We start from the raw sequence: 25,528 nt of genomic DNA on the forward strand, positions 1-25,528 counted from the left end.
GCGGTCGGACGACGTCAGCAGGCGCCTCCGTCGGTCCATGCCCCCCACTGCTGAGCCCCCGGGGTGTCCCCCTGGTTCCAGTACTTCGCCGTCCACGTGCGCCCTGCGTGGCTGACCTGGGCTCCGCCGGCGTAGGTCGCCGTGGCGGACCAGGCCGTCGCGGTGCAGACGCCCGTGCCACCCGTGCCACCCGTCGTGCCGCCCGTGGTGCCGCCGGTCGTCCCGCCCGTCCCGCCCGTGGGCTCGACGACCGTGACGCCGCGCGGGTAGTCGTAGGTCGTCGAGTAGGACGTCCCGTTGATCGTGACGATCACGTTGGAGAACTGCGCGATCGGCATCGTCCACTTGAGCTGGTTCGTGATGCTCCCGCCCGCGGGGATGCCGCCGAGAGGCACCGTGAACTCTGCCGTGTGGAAGTCGCCCTTGAGGCCGCCGACGTTCGGGCCGACATGACCCTGCTTGGTCGTCGTCGTCTTCATGCCCGACCAGTCGCTCATCTCGCCCGTGTCCGTGGTGCCGTACTGGAACGAGACGGTCGCACCCGCCGGGATGGCGGTCTTCGACCTGTTGGTGAACACGACCTTGGGGTTGATCGGGTAGTTGCTGTCACCGAGCGCGAACTGCGTGTAGTCGATGCTCAGGTCGATCGCCTGCTTCGGCATGACCCGGTCTGCGTTCGCCTTGGTGGCGCCGTAGGCCGTGGTCGTGCTCAGCTTCGAGTGCATGAGGTCGACCATGGTCTGGCCGATCTCGTACTGGCCCTTGGTCTGGTTGTAGCCGTAGTCGCCCGCGAGCTCCCAGATCATGACGCCACCGAGACCCGTGTCGGCCACGTAGTCGGTCTTGGCGCCGATCGCCTGCGTCGTGTCACCGGACAGGAAGACCTTCTTGCTCGCGTTCCACCACCACTCGTTCTTGGTGACCGGGTCGAAGTGGTGCACGTACGAACCCGTGACGGCCGTCGGGACCTTGTAGGAGGCCGCGTAGTCGCCCGCGATCCCCTTCTGCAGGTTCAGCGCGTGCCAGATCGGGTTCACGCCGGCCGGGACCGCGTTGCCCATGGGGTCGGAGTCGAACCAGAGGTTGTCGACACCCTCCGCGCCGTAGCCGCACTTGCCGTTGGTCCCCGCCGGGCACGTGAAGCCCGCGGGCGGGACGGCCTTGCCACCCATGCCGTCGGTGCCGCCCTGCACGCCCTGGAGGCCGCGCGTGTAGAAGCCGACGCCGAGGTTCACGCGCCCCGCAGGCATGGCGCCGCGGAAGTAGTGCGCGGCCCAGTCACCGTTGAGGTAGCCCATGCCCTTGTACGCCGTGTACACACCCGCGGCCGTGAGCTCGGGGTCCTTGCCGTCGTCGAACAGCGGCGAGTTGCCGCCGACGTGCTCGTTCCACGCACCGTGCAGGTCGTACGACATGAGGTTGACGTAGTCGAGGTACTGGACGACCTGGAAGGCCTCCATGCCTCGCAGCAGCCACCCGGACGACGGCGTCGCGGTCGTCAGCATGTAGTACTCGCCGTCCTCGGCGCCCGCCTTGTCGAGCTTCTCGCGGAGCGTCTTGAGGAGGTTCACGTACCCCTGGAAGTGCTGCCCACGCTTGGCGTCCGAGAACGCGAAGTCGTCGGGGTTGCCCGCACCCTTGTTGGACGTGGGGTACTCGTAGTCGATGTCGATGCCGTCGAACCCGTACTGACGGATGAACGCGACGGTCGAGTCGGCGAACGTGTCGATCTTCGCCTGCGACTCGGTCATGGTGTAGAAGCCGCCCGACGCGACACGGTTGCCGTTCGCGTCGAAGTAGCCGCCCGTCTCTGCCCAGCCTCCGACGGCGGGGATCACCTTCACGCCCGGGTTCGCCTTCTTGTACTTGGCGAGCAGGTTGAAGTGCCCCTTGTAGGACAGCGTCGGGTCCATCTCGGCCCCGGCGACCCCCGGCCACGTCATGTCGGTCGACGCGTTGCCTGCGGCCTGCGCGTTGACCGAGATCTTGTTGTCGGCACCCACGTGCGCGAACGCGTAGTTGATGTGCGACAGCTTGTTCCAGGGGATGTCGCTCGCGAGGTAGCGCGGCTGGCCGTTGGCCCCCGTGCGCCAGTTCGAGAAGTAGCCGATCACTCGGCGGTCGAGGCCGTTGGGGAGCTTCTCGCGGCCCGCGGTGTCGTAGACGTCGCAGTAGGGGACGTCCACGCCCGGGGTCTTGTACATGCCGTCCGGACGGCACGCCTCGTGGCCCGTCACGGGGGTCACCGGGGTGGTCGTGCCACCCGTGGTGCCACCGGTCGTGCCGCCGGTCGTACCGCCCGTGGTGCCGCCGGTCGTCCCACCCGTCGTGCCACCGGTCGTGCCGCCCGTTGTGCCGCCAGTCGTGCCACCGGTCGTCCCACCCGTCGTGCCACCGGTCGTGCCACCAGTCGTGCCACCGGTCGTCCCACCGGTCGTGCCGCCCGTCGGGCCGCACGCTCCCTGGGAGGCCCACGGGCCGGAGGCCTCGGCGCCGGGGACGTTGTTCTGGGTCCACCACTTCGCCGAGTAGTTCACACCGTCCTTCGAGACGGTCGCACCGTTGGTGTAGGTCGCGGTCGCCGACCAGGCCGGGGCGCAGTCGGCGGCCGCGGCCGACGACGCAGCCGCGACGAGCATCGTCGCGAACAGCGCCGTCGTGGTCGCGAGGGCCGCGCCGACCCGGGCGCGGTGCCCGGAGAGTTTCACGTGCATCGAGTCTGCCTTCGTTGTGCGGAGCGCGGCACGCGGCGTGCGTGCAGCGCCAGAGGACCGCAGGGCGCTGCCCGGCGGAGATCAGGGGAGCTCACGGAGAGCTGGGGAGGACGTCGCCGAACCCGAGGTCCGCAGCGGCCGTCTGGCCGGTCAGCAGGACCTCGGGTCCGGCAGCGGCGAACCGCTACGTGGTACCCACCGGTGACGGAGCCTCGTTCGGCGTCGGTCCTCGGCGGGGGTCGTGGGGAGGGAGCCGGGGGGCGGGGCGGGGATCCCGCCCCCCGGCCCGACTCTCAGCAGGCGCCGAGCGCCTGCCACGGGCCGTACTGCTCGGCCCCGGGGACGTTGTTCTGCGTCCACCACTTGGCGGTGTACTTCTGACCGTTGTGCGAGACCGAGGCCCCGCCGTTGTAGACAGCCGTGGCCGACCATGCCGGGGCGGTGCAGGTGCCCGTGCCGGTCGTGCCACCCGTCGTCCCACCGGTCGTGCCGCCGGTCGTCCCACCCGTGGTGCCGCCGGTCGTCCCGCCGGTCGTGCCACCAGTGGTCCCACCGGTCGTGCCGCCCGTCGTCCCGCCGGAGGTGCCGCACGTGCCGACGAGCTCCCAGGGACCGCCGGCCGTGCCGGGCGTCTCGTTCTGGGTCCACCACTTGGCCTTGTAGTTCTTGCCGTTGTAGGAGACCGTCGCTCCGCCGTTGTAGGTTCCGGTCGCGGTCCACGCCGCGGCGCACTCGGTCCCGGTCCCGCCGGTCGTACCGCCGGTCGTCCCGCCCGTGGTGCCGCCGGTCGTCCCACCCGTGGTGCCACCCGTGGTGCCACCGGTGGTCCCACCCGTGGTGCCTCCCGTCGTGCCGCCGGTCGTGCCGCCGCCACCTGTCGGGTCACCGATCACCGGCCCGGCCGGTGCCGCACGGAACTTCGTCGCGAGCCCCTTGAGGAGCGAGCCGTCCTGGTTGCCCGTGAGGTCCCACCACATGGCGCCACCGAGCTTCTTGGCGGCGATGTAGTCGCCCTTCACAGCGACGGACTTCGGGTCGTCGAAGCTCCACCACTGGTTGCCGTCGTGACGCCACGAGGCCACCGATACCGGGTCGAAGTACCCCGTGCCGAGGTTCTTGAGCTTGTCGTAGTCCTCGTTGCCGGCCTCCCAGGTGCCGGGGCCGGCGTCGGTCGCGACGCCCCAGGGGGCCGACGACGTCGCGCCCTTCCAGCCTCGGCCGTACATCGCGAGCCCCAGGGTGAGCTGCTTCGCGGGGACGCCGGCGTCGAGGTAGGCCTTGACGGCCTTGTCGACGCTGTAGCGGCGGTTCGCGGGGCGCGTGTCGGTGGGGTCGTCGTACAGGTTGCCCTGGTGGCCCGTGAGGGTCTTGTTCCAGGCGCCGTGCAGGTCGTAGCCCTGGATGTTCCCGAAGTCGAGGTACTGGTAGTTCTCGGGGTCGTTCCAGCCGCCGGACGCGATGTCGTCGGGGTTCGCCGGGAGGAACGCGCTGAGCTGGTACTTCTTGCCCGTCGTCGCGCCGTAGGCGTCGAGCTGGGTGCGGAACTCCTTGAGGAGGGCCTTGAAGTTCGCCTTGTCGTTGGCGATGTCGACGATGTTGCCGACCTCACCGTTGAGCGAGCCGGGCCACTCCCAGTCGATGTCGAAGCCGTCGAACACGCCGGCCGCCGAGCCGGGGCCGCCGCGACCGTCGATGACGGGCAGGTTCCCCTTGAGGTACAGGTCGATGCAGGACGACACGAGCTTCTTGCGGCTCGCGTCGGTCGCGGCGGCCTTGGAGAAGTTCTTGGACCAGGTCCAGCCGCCGATCGACAGCATGGCCTTGATCTGGGGGTTCTTGGCCTTGAGCTGCTTGATCTGGTTGAACGAGCCGGCGAGCGGCTGGTCCCAGGCGTCGGCCACGCCCGCGACCGAGTTGGCTGCGGTGTAGCCCATGCCGTAGTCGGCCCAGGCGTCGCCCGCGCCGTCGGACCCGTTGGGCCCGGTGCCCTGCGCCTTGTTGGCCTCGAAGCAGGTGAGCGTCTGGTGGTGGATGTTGCCGAACGCGTAGTTGAGGTGCGTCAGGTCGGCGGCGGCGCCGGAGTCCTGGAGCTCCTTCATCTTGAAGTCGCGCCCGTAGACACCCCACTGGGTGAAGTAGGCGACGTTGCGGTAGCCGTTGATGGCGCTGTCGCCGGTCGCGGCGGTCGTGGTGGCTGCGGGGAGGGGGCTGGCGGTCGCGGCGACGGTGCCGGCGACCAGGGACGTCGCGAGCATGGCTGCCGCGGTCAGTCCCGCGGCCAGCTTCCTCGCCCGTCCTCGGGGGGTTCTCAGTCGCATGTGTATGCCTCACTGGGTGGGGGCTCTGTGCCCGGTGACCCGGACGTCGTTGCCCAGGAACACCCCGACCCTAGGGAGCGACCTGGCCCTCGTGAATCAGCGTTTCCCACATTGTTCACCTCGCGTACATACACAGTGGCGCGTAGGTGTTCCCCCCTACGTACCCCTGCGGGGCATACGGGTCGCCCCGCCCCCACGACCCGTCCGGCTCATCGTCCGACCCGGTGCGCGAGCACCGCGAGCTCGACCCGCGAGCGCACCCCCAGCTTGCGGAAGACGCGGCCCAGGTGCACCTCGACGGTCCGCACGGACAGGTAGAGCTGGTCCGCGGCCTCGCGGTTGGAGCCCCCTTGGACGACCAGGAGCGCGACGTCGAGCTCGCGCTCGGTGAGCTCGTCGGCCCAGCGGGCGCGCAGCTCGTCGAGGGCGTCGTCGGACACGTCGCTCTCGCGTGCGGCGAGGCGAGGCCTGCCCGACGGCGAGGCCCCCGCGTGCGGGACGCCTCCCCCGGGTGTCGTGGTCGGCACGGGCGGGTGGTCGGTGCGAGCGGAGGCGACCTGGAGGGCCTGGAGGTGTCCGAGGACGCCGGCGAGCTCCCCCTGCGCCTGCCGCGCCCACGCCCACGCCCCGGACTGCGTGAGGAGCTCGACCGCGGAGAGCAGGTGCTCGTGGGCCGCGGGCAGGTCTCCCCAGCGGGTCAGAGCCCGCCCGAGACAGAGCTCGGTGCGTCCGTGCTCGAACGGCGACGCGATCCCTCGGCCTGCCGAGGCGACCGCGTCGCGCAGCGCTACCGCGTCCTCGGGCCGTGCCAGGGCGATCTCGGCGCGGGCGAGCGTCGCGACACGGTTCGCCGGGGAGAGGTCCTTGGCCTCGACGCGCCGCCGCACGAGGGCTCGTTCGGCCGCGTCCGGGCGGCCGGCGAGGACCCAGGCCTCGACGTCGTCCATCCCGGGCAGGTGCAGCATGTGGGCGCAGTCGCGCCGGTCGGTCTCGGCGGCCAGCTCGAGCAGCGTCGCCGCCTGGGTGTGGTGGCGCGCGAACGACGCCCCGATGGCCCGGTCCACGAGGAGCCCCAGCCGGACGGGTCGCGACGTCGGGCAGGAGCAGGTCTCCTCGAGCGCGGTCGCGACCGTCCCCACGCTGCCGTGCACCGCCATGTCGAGGCGGCGCGCGACCGCGACCCCGGTCCCCGCGAACGGCAGTCCGACGGGCAGGCGGAACGCCGCCTCCTCGAGCTCGCGGCGCGCCTTGGTGATGTTCCCCGACCAGAAGTGGACGAGCACCTGCGCCAGACGGAGGTGCGCCTCGACGTACGGGGTCACGGCTCCCGACGGCGCGTCGAACCACCGACCGCCGTTGCGCACCGGCGCGAGGTTCGCGACCGCGCTGGCCAGCGCCTGGCCAGCGGTGTCCAGGGCGTCCTCGTCGGCCAGGGCGATCGCCCGGCTGACCTGCGCGTACGCCTCCTGCTCGGGCGAGAGGCACGAACCGGGCAGGGTGGCTCCCTTGCCGCGCTCGCCCACCCCGTAGTTGGCGAGCCACGACCGCACGACGTCGAGCCCTCCGACCCCCTGCGTGCAGCGTCGCGCGAGCCGCTTGGCCGCGTCGAAGGCCTGGGACGCGGCGACGCCGTCGCCGCGCTCGGCGTGCAGCGTCGCCGCGCTCGTGAGCCCCTTCACGACGTCGCCGATCTCGCATCCTCCGGCCGCGTCGCGAGGACGGCCCTCGTGGTCGACGCAACAGGTGCAGGCGTCGTCGTTGTCGGCGAGCGCGAGGAACGGGGCGATGACGTCGTCGGGCACCTGGCCCTGGACGTGCGTGAGCGCGGTGACGAGCGGGCCCAGGATGCGTGCCGAGCTCACGCCGCCCTCGCAGCGCGCGGCCCGTCGCAGCCAGTCGGCCGCATCGTGGACGTGACCGGACTGGAGCGCGGCCGTCCCCGCGACCACGTACGCCTCTCCGCGCTCCGTCGCGGCAGCCTGGCTCGCGGCCTCGCGGGCGACCTCGTGGGCCCACACCACGTCCCCGCGCTCGAGGAGCCGCTGGGCGAGGGACACGAGCCCGGGAGCGAGCGTCGGGTCCCCCGCGAGCGTCGCGAGCGCCGTGTGCCAGGTGGCGATGTCCTCCTCGCCGACCGCCGTGTGGACCGTCGCCAGCCGCAGGTGCGCGGCCGTGCGGTCCGCGAGGCGGGCGTCGCCGTGGACCAGCGAGCGCACCCGCGGGTCCGTGAACGCGAAGCGACCCGAGACCAGGGAGAGCTGCCCCGAGAGGGGCCCGTCGAGCACCTCCTCGATGCTCAGCCCCGACGCGGCGAGCAGCACGTCCGTGCGCTCGACGACCGCGACCGCCGCGACGAGCAGAGCGCGCCGCTCCTCGGGGGCGAGCCCGTCGAGCCGGTCGGCGAGGAGCGTGCGCACCGCGGGCACCGGGGGCAGCGGGTCCGGGAGGATCGCGGTGCCCGCGAGCTGCTCGCTCGACAGCAGCCGGGCCGTCTGGGCGATCGCCGCCGCGTTGCCCGCGAGGTTCTGGGCGAGCCGCGCAGCGACGTGCGGGGCCACCGCCAGACGCTCCTCGACGAGCAGGAGGTGCAGCGCCTCGGGCGGCCCCAGGGGTGCGAGCTCGCGGACCTCGATCGGGTACGGCAACGGACGGTCGAAGCCGCCGGGGACGGCGGTCGCGAGGAGCACGAGCGCGGCGCGACGCTGGGCGACGAGCCCGACGACCACGGCACGGCTGATCTCGTCGACCAGGTGGAGGTCGTCGGCGAGGAGCACGACCGTCCGGTCGGGCACCGCCTCCTCCAGGTACTCGGCGAGCGCGACCGCGCCGACCTCGGGCAGGTACCCGTACTCCGGGTCGGCGACGTCGAGCGGGCGCACGAGCCGGTCCGGCACCGCGCACCCGGTGACCTGGGCGACCTGGGACACGAGCGAGCGCACCGCCCCGCCGGAGCGTTCCGGGCCCACCGCCTGGGCAACCCTCAGGACCAGGGGCGGGTGCGGTCCGCTCGCCCCGTGCAGCGCCTCGTGGACGAGCTCGAGCGTGGTGCTCGCGCCCATGCCCGGCTCGCCGGTCCAGACGAACGCGCCCCGCCCGTCGGCGACCGCCGCGAGCGCGAGGTCGATCTCCGCCCGTCGCGACGACAGCCGTTCCGGCCGGTGCTCGGTGGACGTGCGGGACGTGCGCACCTGATCTGAGGTCAGGACTTCTTGCTGGCTGGCTGGCATGTCAGACCCTCCCGTCCGGGGCAACGATGGCCGGACGACTCTCAGGAATGTTAACAACCCGACGTAAAAGCGGGCATCCTGTCCTGTTACCCGTCAGTGTCTTCGGCAGCTTCCGTCGGGGGCGGTTTGCCGGGGCCTTCGAGCAGGTCTAGGGTGACCTCGTTCCTCCGTCTGCTACTGCCGAGAGATCTCGGTACCTCAGACGAGCACGGAACCAGAAGCAGATGAGAAGGAGGTGAGAGCGATGCCGGACGGCAGCAGTCATAGATCCCCGCACTGCGCGCTCGCTCCCCTCCACCCTGCCCGCTGACCCTTCCGGTCGGCTCTCCCGGCACGGCCCTCGGGGCGGTCGCCAGTGCGCTCCATGCACCGTCACCCCCCCTCGCCAGGACCTGCCCTGCCCGCACGCAGGGCGGCCCGGCGTCCGGTCGGCACCGTCGAGAGCACGGCGCCGGGAAGGACCACCATGTCGACGAGCACACACCTCAGTGCACCCTGCCCCGCGACCACTCGCAAGGGCTCCGCACCACTCCGAACGAACCGGGCCACCACCCCCGCGCCCGCTCCCCGCCGCCCCGACCTCGAACGCCAGTCGATCGCTTTCACGATCGGCCTGTACCTGTTCATCTGCACGGCCCTCCTCGGGACGCACCTGCTGGCCGCGGGCCACGACGACGACCCCGCCCAGGCACCGGTGACGACGACCGCCCCGACGGGAGCGACGCCGTCGGGCACCGACGTGGTGTCCCTGGACGAGCCGGCGGTGGCACCGTGACCGGGGCGACGCCCGTGGTCGCCCCGGCGCCCCCCGCCGGTGCCGCGCCCCGCACCGCCGCTCGCCGGTCGCCCGCCCCGGCCCGGCCGGCCCCACGGTTCGACCCCCAGGCGCTGCGTGCCCGCTGGCTCCAGGTCGCGTCCGAGGACCCGGCCGCTCTCGAGCGTGCAGCGGAGGTCGGCGTCGACTTCTCCCCTGCCTCCGGGCGCGTCTGGGAGACCGACGACCACGTGTACCTGCCCGTCGTGGCGACCTACCGGCGCGGCGAGCGCATCGAGCGCGAGGTGCTCATGTTCGCGCTGTCACCCGAACGCGTCGTGACCCTTCAGCCCAGCCGGCACTACCCGATCTTCGACAAGGCCATCGCCCGCATGCGGCGCACGCCGCGCCTGACCCAGACCTCCTACGGCGTCATGTACGCGCTGCTGTACGCGCTCAACGAGGCCGCCGAGCGCGTCATCCACCACGCGAGCGACCTGCTCGAGGACATGTCCGACCAGATCGAGGAGGCCACGCTCGGCTACGACCGGCGCGGGCGCGAGATCGGCGTGACCGACATGCAGGGCACCATCGCGCGCATGAACCGGGCCGAGGAGATCGTGTCCAGCACGCAGGAGTCCCAGCTCTCCCTCGCGCGGGCCGCGCGGCACCTGCGCAGCGAGATCGCCGACACCGACCCCGTGCTCGCGGGACTGGTCGAGACCCTCATCGCGGACGTCGACGGCGTCAAGGAGCACGCGAGCTTCGAGCACGACAAGGTCCGCTACCTCCAGCAGGCCATCATGACCTCGCTCGACGTCAAGCAGAACCAGATCGTCAAGGTGTTCACGATCATCACCGCGGTGTTCCTGCCGCCGACGCTCATCACGTCGTTCTACGGCATGAACTTCACGCGCATGCCCGAGCTCGAGTGGGAGCTCGGGTTCCCGTGGGTCGTGCTCGTGACGCTCGTCGCCGCGGTCATCCCGCTGGTGTACATCAAGCGGCGCGGCTGGCTCCGCTGACCCCCTCGCCCCGGCGGTGCTCGTGGACGTGCGGACGCCGTCGGGGCCACGACAGGCAGGTCGTGGTCCCGACGGCGTCGGGTTGCGCAGGGCCGAGGCCGCTACCGCGTCAGGTCAGACGCAGGAACCGACCACGCGCCACGGGCTCCAGTGCGTCTCGGTGCCCGGTGCGTTGGTGTGGACCCACCAGTTGGCCTGGTAGTTGACGCCCTGGTGGGACGCCACCTGGCCTGCAGTGTAGATGCCGGCCTTGGTCCAGTCCCCGTAGCATCCACCGGGAGCGTCCGAGTCGACCGGGCCGGGCTGCGACGCGCGGTAGACGTCCGCGGCCGTTCCGACCAGCTCGTCCTCGTAGTCGCCCGCGAGGTCCCACCACATCGAGCCGCCGAGGCCCTTCTCCACGACCCAGCTCGCCTTGAACTCGACCGCGCGCGGCGAGTCGACGCTCCACCACTCGTTGCCGTCGTAGCGCCACGAGGAGCCGGTCTTCTCGTCGAAGTACTCGGTGCCGTGGTCGCGCAGCTCGAAGTACTGCTTGTAGCCGGGCTCGTGCGTGCCCGCGGCGACACCGGCAGCGCGCTGCCAGACGCCGGCCTTGCCGCCGTCCTCGACGCCCGTCCAGCCGCGGCCGAAGGCCGGGATGCCCAGCGTGATCTGCTGGGGGTCGACGCCCCGGCTCAGGTACAGGTCGATGCCCTGCTCGACCGAGATGTCACCCGTGTACGACGGGTCGTCCTTCAGGTTGGACTGGTGCCCGGCCAGGTTCGGCGACCAGCCGCCGTGCAGGTCGTAGCCCTGGATGTTGCCGTAGTCGAGGTAGTCGAAGATCTTCGGGGCGTCCCAGCCGGCGTTGATGGCCGTCGGGTTCACGGGGATGTACGACGAGAGCAGGTACTCCTTGCCCTGCGAGGCGCCGTACTCGTCGAGCTGCTCGCGGAACTCCGCGAGCAGGGCCGTGAAGTTCGCCTTGTCGTTGACCGGGTCGATGAAGTTCTCGGGGTGCTGCGCCCAGGTCGGGGCCCCGGGCCACTCCCAGTCGATGTCGATCCCGTCGAAGAGACCCGCTGCCGCGCCCGCGCCTCCGCGGCCGCCGATCTCCGGCAGGTTGCCCTCGAGGTAGAGGTCGATGCACGAGGACACGAACTTCTCGCGGGACTCGGGCGTCGCGGCCGCCTTCGAGAAGAACTTGGACCAGGTCCATCCACCGATCGACACCAGCACCTTGGTGTCGGGGTTCTCCTCCTTGAGCTTGAGGAGCTGGTTGAAGTTCCCGGCGAGCGCCTGGTCGGCCGTGTCCGCGACCCCGTCGATCGAGTCCGCCGCGCTGACGGCGTCGACGAAGTCGGCGCCGGCGACACCGGCGCCGTCGTTGCCACCCGGTGCGGGCGACCCGTCCTTGTCGGAGATGAAGCACGTCAGGTCGGTCGGGTGGATGTTCGCGAACGCGTAGTTGACGTGCGTGATCTGGTCGGCCTGGCCGGTCTCCTGGAAGTCCTTGACCGTGTAGCCGTAGTTCTCGGGAGCCCACGACATGAAGTAGCCGACGTTGCGGTACCCGTTGATGTCGTTGTCGCCGTTGGGGCTGACTGCTGCCGGGGCAGCCGGGGCAGGGGCGGCCGTCGCGGCGCCTGCCGCGACCAGGCCCGAGCCCACGAGGGCGAGGGTCGTCGCGGTCACCACGGCACCGGCTGCGCGGCGGCTGCGGCGTGGTAGCGGGGATGGGGTGCGGGATGCGTGCAAGGGGAGGCCTCTTCGTCTTCCGTGCTGCTGACTCCGGTCCGTTCCGGAGCCCCGGGCGCCGGGTTCCTGGAAAGGACACCAGCGGCCGGGCACTCCCGAACCTAGCCAGCGCCGCGCGCGAAAGATGTACGGGGCTTCCACATGGTTCACAGCGGTCACATAAGGGATTTCCCTTACCAACCAGGCGAAACGCTCGAAACGTTACGAACGGTAGCCTTTCGCGCCTCGACGCCCCCTACGCCTCGACGAGGATCGTGACCGGGCCGTCGTTGACGAGCTCGACCTGCATGTCCGCACCGAACACCCCGGTCGCGACCTCGACGCCCTTCGCGCGCAGCGCCGCGACCACCTCGGCGACGAGCGGCTCCGCCACGTCCCCCCTGGCCGCGCCGTTCCACGAAGGCCGGCGGCCCTTCCTGGTGTCCGCGTAGAGCGTGAACTGGCTGACGACCAGCACCGGCGCCCCCTCGTCAAGCACCGACCGCTCGTCACGCAGGATCCGCAGCTCGGCGACCTTGCGCGCCACCAGCTCCACCTGCGCGGGCCCGTCGTCGTGCGTCACGCCCACGAGCACGACCAGTCCCGGTCGGTCGATGCTCCCCACGACCTCGCCGCCCACGCTCACGCTCGCGCGCGTCACGCGCTGCACGACGGCCCTCATGCGGCGCGACCCGGTCCGAACGCGACCCGTACCTCGCCCACGGGCTCTCCCCCGCCCAGGACCGGGGTGCGGCCGACGCGGTCGAGCGCGGCGCCGTCGGCCCCGGGAACATCCCTCGCACCCAGCACCGACAGCGCGGCGACCAGCACCGCGGGGCGCGGACGGGGCGAACCGTCGAGGACCTTGAACGCGAGCGCCCGCCCGTCCGGCAGGCCCGCAGCGTAGACACCGTCCGCCCCGTCCTTGGCGACGAGGCCCGGCACGGCCTGCATGACCTCGGTCGCGTCGCGCCCCGTCCCACCGACCATCTCCGGGAACGAGGACATCGCGCGCGCCACCAGGGCCTCGGGCGACCCGGGCGCCGTGGAGGGCGCCGCGGCCAACCGGCCGAAGGCCCGCGCCATGCCGAGCAGAGTCGTCGAGAAGAGCGGTGCCCCACAGCCGTCGACCGTGACGTGGAGGTCCGCCGCGTCGTCGCCCGTGAGCTCGAGCAGCGTCTCGCGGATCGCGACCTGGAGCGGGTGCGTCACCTCCAGGTACGTCGAGGTGTCCCAGCCGGCAGCGACGCACGTCGCGAGCATCGCCGCATGCTTGCCCGAGCAGTTCTGGGTGATCGACGCCGGGCCGTTGCCCAGCTCCTGCCAGGCGAACGCCGCAGGAGGATAGACCGGCATGTCCGGCGTGTTGCGCAGCGCCGACTCGTCGAGCCCGACGCCCGCGAGGATCTCGCGCGCCCCCGCGAGGTGGAAGTCCTCGGCGTTGTGGCTCGCGGCGCCGAGCGCCAGCAGGCGCGGCGGCAGGGACAGCCCGTTGCGGAGCATCGCGACGGCCTGGAACGGCTTGACCGACGAGCGGGGCCAGATCACGGTCGACGGGTCGCCCACCACGAGGTCCGCGGCACCCGCGGCGTCGGTCGTGACCAGGTGCCCCAGGTGCACGGACTCGACCAGGTCGCCCCGGACGACCTCCGCGAGCGGAGCGGCGGAGCGCAGCACGGCGGTCACCACCCGCCCGGACGGCGGTTGCCGCCCGACCCTCCCGAGCCGCCCGACCCGCGGCCGTACGGCTTCAGACGAGGACGCACGTCGACCAGGTAGATCACCGCGGGTGCGACCGCGAAGATGTTGAGGAAGCCGACGCTCGCCCCCATGGGCGGCAGGGCGATGAAGCCCAGCGCGGCGCAGACACCGAGGATGAGCAGCCAGAGGTTCTTGGTCAGCTTCCCCTCGGCCGTGTAGGCGTTCTTGGGCCGGCTCGCGGCGTCGATGAGCGCGACGAGCTGCGCGACGAACACCGCGAGGAAGAGGACGAGGTAGACGAGGGTCTGGGCTGCTCCGAACACGACACGAGCCTACGGCAGGACGCGCAGCGCCTCCGCGCGCGCCGCGCTCGCGACGCGCTCGTCCCACACGGCGAAGATCGCGTCCTCGTGGCGCAGCACCAGCGCCGAGGCGAGGTGCACGGCGTCGGCGCCCCGCAGCGCGTGGCCGTTCGCGCCCGCGAGGACGCTCGCCCGGTCCAGCACCTCGGGCGAGACCTCGACCAGGTGCAGCGCGGGCCAGAGCCGCTCCCACGTGGCGAGCGCCTGAGCCCGCTCGGCGGCGTCGAGGACCCCCGTGCGCTCGCCCGCGGCGAGCGCGGCGCGGACCTCGGTGTCGGACAGACGGCTCGTGCTGACGACGTCCGCCCGGTTCCACAGGGCGCTCGCGAGCTCGGAGCCGGGCTCGGCGACGCACAGCTTCACGAGCGCGCTCGCGTCGAAGTAGACCAGTGCCATGAGGCGCGCCCGCTCAGCGTCGGATGCGGCGCACGAGGCCCGACATCGCCGACTGCTTGGCAGCCGGGCGAGCGGGCGGAGTGTGCACGGGCCGCTCCTCGGTGGCCGGCGTCAGCAGGCCGTCCCGGGTCAGCGACGTGATCAGGTCCGCGCTGTCGATCGCGCTCAGCCGCGCGACCGGGATGCCGCGCTCGGTGATCACCACGTCCTCCCCGTCACGCGCCCGCTCGATCCACGACTTCAGCTCGGCCCGCAGGGCGCTGACGGAAACCTCCATCCCCTGAAGGTACCGGCCAACGCCCGGATTGCGTAGACCTCCACGCGCGCCAGTCCTGCGGATCTGCGGGGTGCGCGCCGCGGCGCGGCCCCGGCACGTTCGCGGCGCGGCCTCGGCACGTTCCGGGCGCGCCCCGGGGCGCTCCCGGCACGCCACGCGGCCGGTCAGAGCTCGTGCAGGGCCGCCCGGGCGTCCTCGGGGGACATCCCCGCGGCCTCGAGCGTGTCCACGATCGGGGAGCGCAGCAGCATCACGAGCGACTGGACCTGCCAGTCCCCCGCACCGACGGTCCGCGGGTCGGCCGCGGCCGCGGTGTCGGCGAGGATCTCCCGCGCGGTCGACGGGTCGCGACCCGCACCGATCGCCTCGGCCAGCACCCGTGTGCCGGCCGCGAACCGGTCGACGATCGCCGCGACGGGCAGGAGGTCGTGCTCGGCCCCCGCGACCGGGCGGGCCCGACGGGCCAGGACGCGGACGCTGCGCATGGCCCGGTCCACCAGGACCGCCTTGCGCTCGATGTCGCCCAGCTCGGTGCGGTGCTTGCGCCCCACGGGACTCACCCGCGACAGCTCCTGGGCGCTCGTCGCGGTGGCCTGCCACTCCTCGAGCGCGGGCTCGGACGCCCGTCCGCGCACGAGCGCGGCGTCCAGGTCGTCGACGTCCCCGGAGCGGAAGCCGCGGGCGAGCAGCTCGAGCGTCTCCGCGAGCTCGGTCGTCGCCTCGTCGCCCAGCATCCGGGGTCGACGGCGGGGGTCGCCCGGGGTGAGCGTCGCGACGAGCAGCGCGACCGCCCCGCCGACCAGCGCGTCGACCAACCGGCCTCCCGGGCCACCGGTCTGCGTCGCGGGCAGCCCCACGATGACGATGGCCTGCACCCCGGCCTGGGTAGCGAGCAGCACCCCGCGGTCGATGAACCGGGCCACCAGTGCGGACGTCGCGAGGACGATCGCGACCTGCCACCAGCCCGACCCGATGAAGTGGACGATGAGGTCGCCCAGCCCCACGCCGACCGCCACGCCGATCGCGAGCTCGCCGACCTTGCGCACCTGTCGGTCCAGGCTGAACCCGAGGCAGACCCACACCGAGACGGGCGCGAAGAACGGGTACGGGTGCCCGAACACGAAGTGCGCGATCCCGTAGGCGAGACCCGCCGCGAGCGAGGCCTGGATGATGGGCCAGAACGCCGCCCGGACGCGGGAGGTCCCCTGCCGCAGCCGAGCACGGAGCACCAGCCGACGGAACGCCTTGCGGGCCGTCTCGACCGCCCCCGGTTCCGGGGCCGTCGCTCCCCCGGCCGACTCCCGCGCCTGCGTCATGTGCTCCTGCTCACCGCGTCCCACCGTGCCGGGGTCCCGGCACGGTCCTCGGATACCGCTCTAGATCATGCTCTGGGGCGCGCCCTCACCCTTGGGGGTGATGCCTCGTGCGACCGGACCACGCGGTGCGGGACGGTCGACCGACACGCCCTCGCCGGGGACCACGACCTCCTGGGCCGCGGCTACCGCGCCCCCGTCGCAGTCGACGACGAGCTCCACGTCCTCGGGTGCGCTGCGCTTGAGGACCGCGAGCGCCACCGGGCCCAGCTCGTGGTGCCGGGCGACCGACGTCACGACCCCGACCGCGCGGCCGGGGGCGACCGTCCCGTCCGGTCCCGGGGCGCCGCCCGGCAGCCGCACCTCGGCCCCGGCGACGGGCAGCAGGTGGCCCGAGCCGTCGAGGTGGAGCATCACGAGCCGCCGCGGCGGACGACCCATGTTGTGCACGCGCGCGATCGTCTCCTGGCCGCGGTAGCAGCCCTTGTGCAGGTGGACCGCGGTGCGCAGCCAGTCGAGCTCGTGCGGGATCGAACGGTGGTCGACCTCGGTCGCGAGGCGGGGACGCCAGGCCTCGACGCGCAGCGCCTCGCTCGCCCAGGTCCCTGCGAGCCGCCACCCCGCGGCCTCCCGGGACGCGACGGCGTCGGGCAGGTCGGCGCGGGGCACCAGGACGAGGCGCCACGGCCGGTGCGCGCCGGGGTGCTCGTCGTCCGCCGGGCCGTAGCGCGTGCCACCGGGCGCGGTGCGCGGCCAGGGGTCGCGCCACGTGACGGGCTCGCCCTCCACGCCCTCGGCGTCGCGGGGCTCACCCAGGACGGCGATCTCGTCGCTCATGTCGGTGATCTCGACGCGCAGCGAGAACTTCATCCGGTCGAGCCATGCGGCCAGGGTCGGTGCGTGCGAGCCCTCGGTCACGAGCCACGTGGACTCGCCGTTGTCGACGACCCCCGCGGCGTGCTCGACGTGCCCCTGCGGGCTCAGGACGAGCAGCTCGGTCGAGGTGCGGGGTGTCAGGCCCAGGAGGTCCTGCGACGTGATCGAGTTGAGCCACGTCAGGCGGTCGGGGCCCGTGACCCGCACGACGCCCTGGTGCGAGAGGTCGACGACCGCGCCGCCCGACTCGAGCGCACGCTGCTCGCCCGTCGGGTCGCCGTAGTGCCAGGCCACGCCCGCGTCGGGCCCGGAGCCCGCGACCGCGCCGGGGCGCGAGAGCAGCGGGCTCGTCCGGACCGCGGTCTCGGTCGGGGCGGTCTGGGTGGCGTCGTCAGGTCCAGCGGTCACGGTGCAACAACCTCCTCGGCGCCGGTGGGCGCACGTCCGTCCGGCCGCGCGGTGGCGTCGGCCGTGCCTCATGCGTCGGAGGGCTAGAGGCGGTCCAGCTTCGCCGACGCATACGACTGCAACGGTTGACCGAAGGCTGCCAATTCCCAGACCCACAGGAGCTGGCCCTGGACGTTGCCGTAGAGCCGGTTCGACGCCGTGACCTCGGCCGAGGTGGACGTGCGCACCATGGCGTCGCTCGACAGGTCGACCCGACCGTTGCCGACGACGCCCAGGTACAGGGTCATGCGGCCCGACGGGTCAGCGATCATGACCTCGATCGCCGCCTTGTCCTCGGGCAGCCCCTCGGGGCGCTCGGGGGACACGCGCCAGTAGCCGGTCTCGGTGGACCAGATGCGCCCGGGCGCGAGGTTCCCCTCGCTGCTCGTCCCGGTCTCGTCGCTCGACGGGTCGAGAGCCTCGGCGGGGTCGTCGGTGGTCCAGGCCTCGGGCACGGTCTCGGGGGCCTCGGCCTCGAGGACGCGCAGGGTCGACTCGTACCGCAGGTACGGGCCGCCGTCGTGGTCGAACACGACGTCCTGGACGAACGGTGTCTCGGCGAGACCCGGGTAGGCGATGACTCCCTCGCCACGCCAGGAGCCCACGAGCCACGCGAGCGGGTAGGCCTCGGGGGCGAGCCCCTCAGGGAACGCGAAAGCCATCTGGTGGTACCTCCGGCGGTTCCGGTCCGGGGACCGGTGGTGACGACAAGGGAGCAGGACCGTGATCTCACCGGGCGACGGCGCCCGGTGCGACGCTCAGGTCAGCGCTGGCCCTTGTACAGCTTGTAGACGACGAACCCTGCGAACCACGTGATGGTCACGGTCGCGGCGATCAGCAGTCCCAGGAAGATGAGCTCGAGTGCATGCGTGGACATGTCGCCGATCCTACCGTCCGGCCTCTAGGCTCGCGCACGTGACCTCCCAGCCCGTCCCGCCGCCGTCCTCGGCCGTCCCGGCCGCCGTCTCCCGCTCCCTGGTCGTCAAGTCGACCGCGGGCCTCGAACGCCCCGAGGCGACCAACCAGGCCTTCACGGTCGCGGCCGCCGCGGTCGCTGCCGGGGTCGAGGTCAGCGTGTGGCTGACCGGGGAGTCGGCGTGGTTCGGGCTCCCGGGGCGTGCGAGCGAGCTCGAGCTCGAGCACGCGACGGCCCTGCCCGACCTGCTGGACGTGATCCTGTCCGCCGGGACCGTCACGGTCTGCACCCAGTGCGCCGTGCGCCGCGGCATCACGGAGGCCGACCTGCTCCCGGGGGTGCGCATCGCGGGCGCGTCGGTGTTCGTCGAGGAGGCGCTGCGCCCGGGGGCGCAGGCCCTCGTCTACTGACGCCTGGGCGTCGTCCGCCACGCGCACACCGCGACCAGGCCCGACGACGCAGCATCCGTCGCGCGCGCGTCGCACCGAGCGCCGTGGCGGGCTGTCAGCGCGAGCGCGACCTCTGCACCTCGCTCGTACCGACGGCCGGTCCGGCCCGGGCGTGATCAGTCCTCGACGCGGATGCCGAGCTCTGCGGCGAACAGCGGCGCCATCTCGACGAGCTGCGACGGGCTGAGCGTGGCCCCTGCGAGCCTCTCGAGGCTCGTGATCCGGCGCAGGCGCGCTCCGCGCAGGTCGGTGTGCGCGAGCCGCGCGCTCGCCAGGACGAGGTGGTCGACCGAGGTGTCCTCGAACGCGACGCGCGTGGCCTGGGCGTTCGTCAGGTCGAGCTCGTCCACGGTGCACCGCGTGAGCCGCAGGTCGCGGATCGTCGCCCCGCGCAGGTTGACGTAGCCGAGCTTGCAGTCGACCAGCTCGACCGACCGCCACCCCGACTCGTAGAGCTCCGCGGACCCGATCCTCGACCCGGCCAGCACCACGTCGTGCCACACGGACCGCGGGGCGCTCAGCAGGGGTGCGTCGACCCGTTCGAGCCGGGACTCGCTGAACGTCGCGGCCCGCAGGTCAGCCTGGTGCAGCGAGAGCCCGACGAGGTCGCAGCGCTCGAACGTGACGTCGGACAGGTCGGCGTGGGACAGGTCGCCACCCTCGAACCGCTCGTCGTGGCGGCGGTCCTCCGGGCCGATCCCCTCGGCGTCGCCCGGGGAGCGGACACCGGCACGCAGCCGTCTGATCCGGGGCGGGACGGTGGTCGAGGAGTCGTTCTGCGCAGGCACCGCACGACCCTACGCCTCGACCGCTCGCCGTACCCGCGGCACCTCGGTGCCGACCCGAGGAGACGGGGACGAGGGGACGCGGGGACCTCAGCGGACGGGGACCCGGGCACCCGCGGACCTCAGCGGGCGGGCGCGAACCGCCGGATCAGCAGGTACATCTCGCAGCCGAGGCACAGCCCGAAGGCCGCGTTGAGCACGGCTGCCACCAGGGCCAGCGCAGCCGCGACCGGCACCGCCACGAGCGACACCGTGAAGCCCAGGACCACACCGACCCCGGTGATGACGAACCCGACGCCCTGCGCGAACCGCGGCGGACGCGGGTCCTCGCGCTCCGCCGTCGGGCCGAGCCTGGGCTGGACGATCGTCTTGAAGACCCAGCCCTGCCACGTGCCCTGGGCCCCGCGCAGCGCACCCAGCAGGAAGCTCAGCGCGATGAACGTCAGCAACCACAGCGCCGCCTGGGACGCGCCCAGGAGCAGGGTCACGGCGAGCAGCAGGGCGGTGATCCCGGCGCCGACGCGAGGGCCACGCGGGTCGATGCCCCGGGCCACGCTCGGGGAAGGGTGCGGGTCGTGCGACATGGTGGCTCCTCGGTCGGCCCGCCCCGGTGGGCGAGCGGTGTCAGACGACGGACCCGGCGGGCACGTCGAGCGCCTCGACCGCCTGGGCCCGGTTCACGCTGCCGCTCATCCGAGCGACCTCTCGACCGGACGGGTCGAGGACGAGCACCGTCGGAGTGCGCAGTATGCCGAAGGTTCGCACGAGATCGTGGTGCTCGTCGACGTCCATCTCGCGATGTGTCACGTCGGTGCGCGCCGCGACGACCTCGTCGAGCACACGGGCCGTGTGCCGGCAGGGCGAGCAGAACTCGCTCGAGAACTGCACGAACGTGCGGTGCTCCCCCAGGACGATGCCGAGGGCCGCCCAGTCGACCGCGCCGTCCTCGGCCGCAGGCCGGGCCGCACGGACCACCCCCTGCCGTCGCTGCCACCAGAGCCCGAGCAGCACGCTCGCGGCGAGCACCACGACCAGGACCAGGATGCGCCAGACCATCGCGTCGACCTCTTTCCTCGGACAGCATCACGGCGGACCCGCCGTGCGGCAGGCCGCTCAGCAGGCTGTCGGCGGGCCGCTCAGCCCACGACCACGCGACCGACCACGAAGACCAGGATCCCCCCGACGGTCACGGGCAGCACTATCGCAGCAACAGCCGCCTGCCTGCGCTCGAGGGCCGGCAGCTGGTCGAACAGGGCTCGCAGCCCCGCGACCAGCATCCCCGAGACGACGCCCGTCCACAGCCCGTTGCTGATCGCGACCTCGGGCAGCACGTACCCGAGGCCGCCCCCGGCCGCAGCGGCCGCGGCGACCGTCACGACCGAGCTCCACCACCCGGCGAGGGGCAGCGCCGAGATCGCGGACGCGACGGCGATCGTCGCAGCGCACGTCACGACGAGCTCCGCGCCGGCGTCCGTGCGGTCGGTCGCGATCCAGCCCGCGGCCGAGACCGCGACGACCAGTCCGCTCACCGTGCCCAGGAGGGACTCGACGAGCCGCGGGCGGCCGTCCCGGCGCAGCATCTCGGCGACGAACGCCAACACGATGCCCATCGCGAGCACGAGCGGCAGGTTGCGCAGCGCGGGCTCGCCGTCGGTCGCGGCCACGACGGCGACGGCACCGACCCCGGTCAGACCGATCACCAGACCGGAGCCGCCCGGGGCGGGCTGCCCCAGCAGCGCGGGCCACCCGACCGCGATCAGCACGACGAGCGCGGCGGCCGCGAGCGTCAGGGGCAGGAGTCCGAAGAACGCGGCGGCGGCGACCGCCGCGGCCACCACGGACGTGGCGACGGCGCGAGAGGAGAGGCCCACTAGGCACACTCCCCCGACGACGCGAGCGGCGAGGGGGCGAGGGCGGTACCGGGTCCGGAGAGGCTGAGCACGAACATGAGTCTCCCAGATGACGCCGCACGGGAACACGAAACAAGGTTGTAACAGCGCAAAGGCCTTGGTCACCCCGTCGACCCCTGTTCCACGCGCTACGGTAATGATTCCGGCCTCCTCGGGGGTCACTGGGAGGAGGTGCGTCGGTGGCAGAGCTGTTGATCCTGACACCGGCGACAGGTGGGTCCGTCGACATCCTGCCTGCGCTGGGACTGCTGTCGCACCGCTTGCGGGTGCTGCCCATGGAGCCGTCGGCACTCGTCGACGCTCCGGACTCGGACGTCGTGCTCCTCGACGCGCGCCGCGACCTCGCGGCCGCCCGCACCACCTGCCGCCTGCTCCACGCGACCGGTCTGACGGTCCCCCTCGTGCTCGTCCTGACCGAGGGCGGCCTGACCGTGGTCACGGCGGAGTGGGGCGCCGACGACCTGCTCCTGGAGCACGCCGGCCCGGCCGAGGTCGAGGCCCGTCTGAGGCTCGTGATCGAGCGGTCGTCGCACGGTCGCGCCGAGGACGCACCGCAGGAGATCTCCGCGGGCGAGCTCGCGATCGACGCGGGCGGGTACACGGCCCGCCTGCGGGGACGCCCGCTCGACCTGACCTACAAGGAGTTCGAGCTCCTCAAGTACCTGGTGCAGCACCCGGGCCGCGTGTTCACGCGGGCCCAGCTCCTCCAGGAGGTCTGGGGATACGACTACTACGGGGGCACCCGGACGGTCGACGTCCACGTGCGGCGTCTGCGCGCCAAGCTCGGCCCCGAGCACGAGCAGCTCATCGGGACCGTGCGCAACGTCGGCTACCGGTTCGACCCGCCCAAGGACCGGCGCGCGTCCGCGTCCGCCGACGGGAGCACGAGCGACGCGCCGGGAACCGAGGCGACCGAACCCACGGCCTCGAGCGAGCAGGTAGGTTCGTCCGGGTGACGACCGACTCGAGCGACTTCTCCGCAGCCCTCGTCGACGGCCCCTGGCGGCACGAGTTCGTGCCCGCCAACGGTGCCCGCTTCCACCTCGCGCTGGCCGGCCCCGAGTCCCGCGGAGGCGGTTCGAGCGCGCCCCTCGTTCTCCTGCTCCACTCGTACCCGCAGTTCTGGTGGGCGTGGAGGCACCAGCTCGAGGCGCTCGCCGAGGCCGGCTACCGGGTCGCCGCGATGGACCTGCGGGGCACCGGCGCGTCGGACAAGCCGCCGATCGGCTACGACGCCCCGACCCGTACGCGCGACGTCGCGGGCGTGGTCCGTTCGCTGGGCGCCGACCGCGCCGTCGTCGTCGGGCACGGGACCGGCGGCGGGCTCGCCTGGGCCATGGCCGCGCTCCAGCCCGCGGTGACCGCGGGCGTGGCGGCGTTCGCCGCACCGCACCCGTCCCACGTCCACACCTCGGGCCGCAGGCTCCTGACGCCGCTCGCGCAGCGCCACCTCGCGTTCGCCCAGCTCCCGACGTTCCCCGAGCGGGCCCTCACGCAGGACGACCTGGTCGGCCGGGTCCTCGCGGACGGGGCTGCGACCCCGTTCGCCCCCGACGCGGTGGACACGTACCGCACCGTCATGCGCATCCCGTTCGCGGCGCACTCCGCGATGGAGGCCATCCGCTGGTCGGTGCGTTCGGCGCCTCGACCCGACGGCCGCCGCTTCCGCAGCGCGCTGCGGAGGCCGATCACCGTCCCGACGCTCCAGGTCCACGGCGGGGCCGACGGCTTCCTGCGCCGCGAGCTCACCGACGCGGACGCGGCCGCCGTCTCGCGCTCGTTGCGCTTCGAGGTCCTCGAGGGGGTGGGGCACTTCCTCCCGGAGGAGGCGCCCGACGACGTCACACGCCTCCTGCTGGACTGGTTGCCCACGACGCGGGGCTGAGCGCGCTCCCCGGCCAGGCCCGCGCCGAGCGGGTGCTGGTTGCTGAGCGGGTGCTGCGCCGAGCGGGTGCTGCGGGCTGAGCCCGCACGCGCGTCTCAGTCCGTCTTGACCATGCCCGCCGCGACCGCCGGGTCGGTCTCGCCGACCCCGAACGACGGGCACAGCTGCGCGATGGTGCACGCCCCGCACGCGGGCCTGCGCGCGAAGCAGACCCTGCGGCCGTGGAAGATCAGCCGGTGCGAGAGCATGGTCCACTCACGCTTCTCGATGAGCTCGCCGACCTCCGTCTCGACCTTGACGGGGTCCTCCTCCGTCGTCCACCCCAGCCTGCGCACGAGGCGCCCGAAGTGGGTGTCGACCGTCAGGCCGGGGACGCCGAACGCGTTGCCGAGGACGACGTTGGCGGTCTTGCGCCCGACGCCGGGCAGCGTCACCAGGTCGTCGAGCTTCCGGGGGACCTGCCCGTCGTACCGCTCGACGAGCGCCTGCCCGATCCCGATGACCGACTGCGCCTTGGCCCGGAAGAAGCCCGTGGGCCGCAGGATGTCCTCGAGGTCCTCCCGGTCCGCGGCGGCGTAGGCCGCCGCGTCCGGATAGCGGGCGAAGAGCTCCGGGGTGGTCAGGTTGACGCGCTTGTCCGTGGTCTGCGCCGACAGAACCGTGGCGATCAGCAGCTCGAGCGGCGTGGTGAAGTCCAGCTCGCAGTGCGCGTCCGGATAGGTCAGCGCCAGCTCGCGGTTGGTGCGCCGCGCTCGCCGCACCAGGGCGAGCCGTGACTCGACGTGCGGGGCTGGTGCAGGACTCGAGGTACCGCCCGAAGTGGTCACGCTCGGCAGCCTACTCGGCCCCACCCACACCCCTCCCCCACGCCTTCCGTGCAGGTCTCGCCGGGTCGGTGGCGATCCGAGTTGCGCGCATGAGGCAGACTTGTGGGAGGAATCACGAGTACCGGTTCGCTCGAACTCCGCCGATGCAGACGGGCTCATGCCGGGAAAGTCCGCTCAACACTCGAAGGACATCGCGTGGACGACGACGTAGTGCTCTCGGCCCCCCTCTTCGCCACCATGGACCGCGAAGAGACCCGGACGCTGTTCGACTCGATGCAGCAGATCGAGCTCACCCGTGGAGACGTGCTCTTCCGCGAGGGCGAGCCCGGCGACAGGCTGTACGTGATCGCGCAGGGCAAGATCAAGCTCGGCCGCCGCTCGAACGACGGTCGGGAGAACCTCCTGTCCATCCTCGGACCGGGCGAGATGTTCGGCGAGCTCTCGCTCTTCGACCCGGGGCCACGCACGGCCACGGCCAGCTCGGTGTCCGACGCGCTGCTCTACGAGCTCCGCCACGAGCAGCTCATCGAGTGGATCGAGAAGCACCCCAGCGTCGCGAAGCACCTGCTCAACGCGCTGGCCCGCCGCCTGCGCCGCACCAACGAGACGCTCGCGGACCTGGTCTTCTCGGACGTGCCCGGCCGTGTCGCCAAGGCGCTCCTCGACCTGTCCACCCGCTTCGGCGAGGAGACGGACGAGGGCGTGCGCGTCGCGCACGACCTCACGCAGGAGGAGCTCGCCCAGCTCGTCGGGGCGTCGCGCGAGACGGTCAACAAGGCCCTCGCCGACTTCGCCACGCGCGGGTGGGTCCGCCGCGAGGGTCGTGCGGTCGTCCTGCTCGACGTCGACCGGCTCGAGCGCCGCGCGCGCTGACCGCGGACGTACCAGATCGGCGAGAGGCCGGTCGCGCGACCTTCGGGTCGTGCGACCGGCCTCTCGCCGTCCCAGAAGCGTCGCTCAGACGTCCGCAGGCTCCGCGAGCTCGACGACGAGCTCCACCTCCACCGGGGAGTCGAGCGGGAGCACCGCGACGCCCACCGCGCTGCGCGCATGGATGCCTGCCTCGCCGAAGATCTCCCCCAGCACCGTGCTGGCACCGTTGATCACGGCAGGCTGCCCGGTGAACGACGGGTCGCTCGCCACGAACCCGACGACCTTGACGACCCGGGAGACCTGGTCGAGGTCCCCCACGAGCGCCTTGACCGCCGCGAGCGCGTTGAGCGCGCTCGTGCGGGCGTAGCCCGCCGCGTCGGCAGGTGCGACGAGCCCCTCGCCGTCACCGACCTTTCCGGTCGCCGGCAGGGCGCCACCCACGAACGGGAGCTGGCCCGAGGTGTAGACGTACCGGCCCGTGCGCACCGCGGGGACGTACGCCGCGACGGGCGCTGCGACGTCGGGCAGGGTGATGCCCAGCTCGGCGAGCCGGGCGTCGACGACGCCGGCCACTACTTCTCGCCGGTCGGACGCTTGAGGTAGGCCACCAGGCCGTTCCCGTCCGGTCCCGTGACGACCTGGACGAGCTCCCAGCCGTCCGAGCCCCACGTGTCGAGGACTGCCTTGGTGTTGTGGATGATGAGGGGGATGGTCGCGTACTCCCAGGTGGTTGCCATGCGCCCGAGCGTAGTCG

Annotated in this window: 25 protein-coding genes; 6 read left to right on the plus strand and 19 right to left on the minus strand. The window is 72.6% G+C overall.

Features of this window, described 5'->3' with window-relative positions; translation table 11 throughout:
* Positions 1-14: 14 nt before the first annotated feature.
* From ACFVQ3_RS12740 to ACFVQ3_RS12750, 3 genes are all read right to left on the minus strand, one after another.
* Positions 15-2,714, minus strand: coding sequence for a glycosyl hydrolase family 18 protein (locus tag ACFVQ3_RS12740; RefSeq protein ID WP_387639455.1), 2,700 nt, complete (start codon positions 2,712-2,714; stop codon positions 15-17).
* A 293-nt stretch (positions 2,715-3,007) separates the two neighbouring features.
* Positions 3,008-5,032, minus strand: coding sequence for a glycosyl hydrolase family 18 protein (locus ACFVQ3_RS12745; RefSeq protein WP_387639458.1), 2,025 nt, complete (start codon positions 5,030-5,032; stop codon positions 3,008-3,010).
* 209 nt (positions 5,033-5,241) lie between these two features.
* Complete coding sequence (locus ACFVQ3_RS12750; RefSeq protein ID WP_387639461.1) at positions 5,242-8,259, minus strand: LuxR C-terminal-related transcriptional regulator; 3,018 nt, start codon at positions 8,257-8,259, stop codon at positions 5,242-5,244.
* A gap of 466 nt (positions 8,260-8,725) precedes the next feature.
* Here ACFVQ3_RS12750 and ACFVQ3_RS12755 point away from each other — a divergent pair, with 466 nt between their 5' ends.
* Entirely contained in the window at positions 8,726-9,034 is a 309-nt protein-coding gene (locus ACFVQ3_RS12755; protein WP_387639464.1) for a hypothetical protein, read from the plus strand.
* Positions 9,031-10,038 carry a CorA family divalent cation transporter gene (locus tag ACFVQ3_RS12760; protein ID WP_387639467.1) on the plus strand — a complete coding sequence of 336 codons (1,008 nt, stop codon included), beginning with the start codon at positions 9,031-9,033 and terminating at the stop codon, positions 10,036-10,038. Before ACFVQ3_RS12755 ends, ACFVQ3_RS12760 begins: the two co-directional genes overlap by 4 nt.
* 114 nt (positions 10,039-10,152) lie before the next feature.
* On the opposite strand, the gene ACFVQ3_RS12765 is transcribed toward ACFVQ3_RS12760, so the two are convergent.
* The 9 genes from ACFVQ3_RS12765 to ACFVQ3_RS12805 form a co-directional block, all read right to left on the minus strand.
* On the minus strand, positions 10,153-11,715 hold the full coding sequence (locus tag ACFVQ3_RS12765; protein WP_387639469.1) for a glycosyl hydrolase family 18 protein: 1,563 nt from the start codon (positions 11,713-11,715) through the stop codon (positions 10,153-10,155).
* A gap of 298 nt (positions 11,716-12,013) precedes the next feature.
* Positions 12,014-12,439, minus strand: a complete 426-nt coding sequence (gene dtd, locus ACFVQ3_RS12770; protein WP_387639472.1) for a D-aminoacyl-tRNA deacylase — start codon at positions 12,437-12,439, stop codon at positions 12,014-12,016.
* Positions 12,436-13,434 carry an asparaginase gene (locus tag ACFVQ3_RS12775; protein WP_387639475.1) on the minus strand — a complete coding sequence of 333 codons (999 nt, stop codon included), beginning with the start codon at positions 13,432-13,434 and terminating at the stop codon, positions 12,436-12,438. The genes dtd and ACFVQ3_RS12775 overlap by 4 nt, the downstream gene beginning before the upstream one ends.
* A gap of 5 nt (positions 13,435-13,439) precedes the next feature.
* Positions 13,440-13,781, minus strand: coding sequence for a DUF2516 family protein (locus ACFVQ3_RS12780; protein WP_387639478.1), 342 nt, complete (start codon positions 13,779-13,781; stop codon positions 13,440-13,442).
* 9 nt (positions 13,782-13,790) lie between these two features.
* On the minus strand, positions 13,791-14,216 hold the full coding sequence (locus tag ACFVQ3_RS12785) for a type II toxin-antitoxin system VapC family toxin (protein ID WP_387639480.1): 426 nt from the start codon (positions 14,214-14,216) through the stop codon (positions 13,791-13,793).
* 13 nt (positions 14,217-14,229) lie between these two features.
* Entirely contained in the window at positions 14,230-14,493 is a 264-nt protein-coding gene (locus ACFVQ3_RS12790; protein WP_138822733.1) for a type II toxin-antitoxin system Phd/YefM family antitoxin, read from the minus strand.
* Positions 14,494-14,657: 164 nt separating this feature from the next.
* Positions 14,658-15,809, minus strand: coding sequence for an aromatic acid exporter family protein (locus ACFVQ3_RS12795; protein WP_387639484.1), 1,152 nt, complete (start codon positions 15,807-15,809; stop codon positions 14,658-14,660).
* A 60-nt stretch (positions 15,810-15,869) separates the two neighbouring features.
* Positions 15,870-17,090: a YgfZ/GcvT domain-containing protein gene (locus tag ACFVQ3_RS12800; protein WP_387639486.1), complete on the minus strand. Its 1,221-nt coding sequence runs from the start codon at positions 17,088-17,090 to the stop codon at positions 15,870-15,872.
* An 83-nt stretch (positions 17,091-17,173) separates the two neighbouring features.
* Positions 17,174-17,791 carry an FABP family protein gene (locus ACFVQ3_RS12805; protein WP_387639488.1) on the minus strand — a complete coding sequence of 206 codons (618 nt, stop codon included), beginning with the start codon at positions 17,789-17,791 and terminating at the stop codon, positions 17,174-17,176.
* Positions 17,792-18,044: 253 nt separating this feature from the next.
* Here ACFVQ3_RS12805 and ACFVQ3_RS12810 point away from each other — a divergent pair, with 253 nt between their 5' ends.
* The gene (locus ACFVQ3_RS12810; RefSeq protein WP_387639491.1) at positions 18,045-18,455 is read left to right on the plus strand and encodes a DsrE family protein; all 411 of its coding nucleotides are present in this window, start codon (positions 18,045-18,047) and stop codon (positions 18,453-18,455) included.
* 155 nt (positions 18,456-18,610) lie between these two features.
* Here the strand turns inward: ACFVQ3_RS12810 and ACFVQ3_RS12815 are convergent, their stop codons facing one another.
* From ACFVQ3_RS12815 to ACFVQ3_RS12830, 4 genes are all read right to left on the minus strand, one after another.
* Complete coding sequence (locus tag ACFVQ3_RS12815) at positions 18,611-19,282, minus strand: pentapeptide repeat-containing protein (protein ID WP_387639494.1); 672 nt, start codon at positions 19,280-19,282, stop codon at positions 18,611-18,613.
* A 119-nt stretch (positions 19,283-19,401) separates the two neighbouring features.
* A complete protein-coding gene (locus tag ACFVQ3_RS12820) occupies positions 19,402-19,863 on the minus strand; it encodes a DUF4395 domain-containing protein (RefSeq protein ID WP_387639497.1) in 462 nt (153 codons plus the stop codon).
* Positions 19,864-19,903: 40 nt separating this feature from the next.
* The gene (locus ACFVQ3_RS12825) at positions 19,904-20,335 is read right to left on the minus strand and encodes a thioredoxin family protein (protein WP_387639500.1); all 432 of its coding nucleotides are present in this window, start codon (positions 20,333-20,335) and stop codon (positions 19,904-19,906) included.
* A gap of 80 nt (positions 20,336-20,415) precedes the next feature.
* On the minus strand, positions 20,416-21,150 hold the full coding sequence (locus tag ACFVQ3_RS12830) for a hypothetical protein (RefSeq protein ID WP_387639502.1): 735 nt from the start codon (positions 21,148-21,150) through the stop codon (positions 20,416-20,418).
* Positions 21,151-21,368: 218 nt separating this feature from the next.
* On the opposite strand from ACFVQ3_RS12830, the gene ACFVQ3_RS12835 reads away from it, so the two are divergent.
* Both ACFVQ3_RS12835 and ACFVQ3_RS12840 read left to right on the plus strand, forming a co-directional pair.
* Positions 21,369-22,145, plus strand: a complete 777-nt coding sequence (locus ACFVQ3_RS12835; protein ID WP_387639504.1) for a winged-helix domain-containing protein — start codon at positions 21,369-21,371, stop codon at positions 22,143-22,145.
* Positions 22,142-23,074, plus strand: coding sequence for an alpha/beta fold hydrolase (locus tag ACFVQ3_RS12840; RefSeq protein ID WP_387639506.1), 933 nt, complete (start codon positions 22,142-22,144; stop codon positions 23,072-23,074). Before ACFVQ3_RS12835 ends, ACFVQ3_RS12840 begins: the two co-directional genes overlap by 4 nt.
* Positions 23,075-23,169: 95 nt before the next feature.
* Here ACFVQ3_RS12840 and nth read toward each other — a convergent pair whose 3' ends face one another.
* Positions 23,170-23,901 carry an endonuclease III gene (gene nth / locus ACFVQ3_RS12845; protein ID WP_387639508.1) on the minus strand — a complete coding sequence of 244 codons (732 nt, stop codon included), beginning with the start codon at positions 23,899-23,901 and terminating at the stop codon, positions 23,170-23,172.
* Positions 23,902-24,096: 195 nt separating this feature from the next.
* Here nth and ACFVQ3_RS12850 point away from each other — a divergent pair, with 195 nt between their 5' ends.
* Positions 24,097-24,774, plus strand: coding sequence for a Crp/Fnr family transcriptional regulator (locus ACFVQ3_RS12850; protein WP_030143997.1), 678 nt, complete (start codon positions 24,097-24,099; stop codon positions 24,772-24,774).
* A gap of 84 nt (positions 24,775-24,858) precedes the next feature.
* Here the strand turns inward: ACFVQ3_RS12850 and ACFVQ3_RS12855 are convergent, their stop codons facing one another.
* A complete protein-coding gene (locus tag ACFVQ3_RS12855; RefSeq protein WP_387639510.1) occupies positions 24,859-25,347 on the minus strand; it encodes a RidA family protein in 489 nt (162 codons plus the stop codon).
* On the minus strand, positions 25,347-25,511 hold the full coding sequence (locus ACFVQ3_RS12860; RefSeq protein ID WP_387639512.1) for a hypothetical protein: 165 nt from the start codon (positions 25,509-25,511) through the stop codon (positions 25,347-25,349). The genes ACFVQ3_RS12855 and ACFVQ3_RS12860 overlap by 1 nt, the downstream gene beginning before the upstream one ends.
* Between the last annotated feature and the right edge of the window lie 17 nt (positions 25,512-25,528).

The sequence above is a fragment of the Oerskovia sp. NPDC057915 genome, from assembly GCF_042887685.1.
In the GTDB taxonomy this organism is placed as follows: Bacteria; Actinomycetota; Actinomycetes; order Actinomycetales; family Cellulomonadaceae; genus Oerskovia.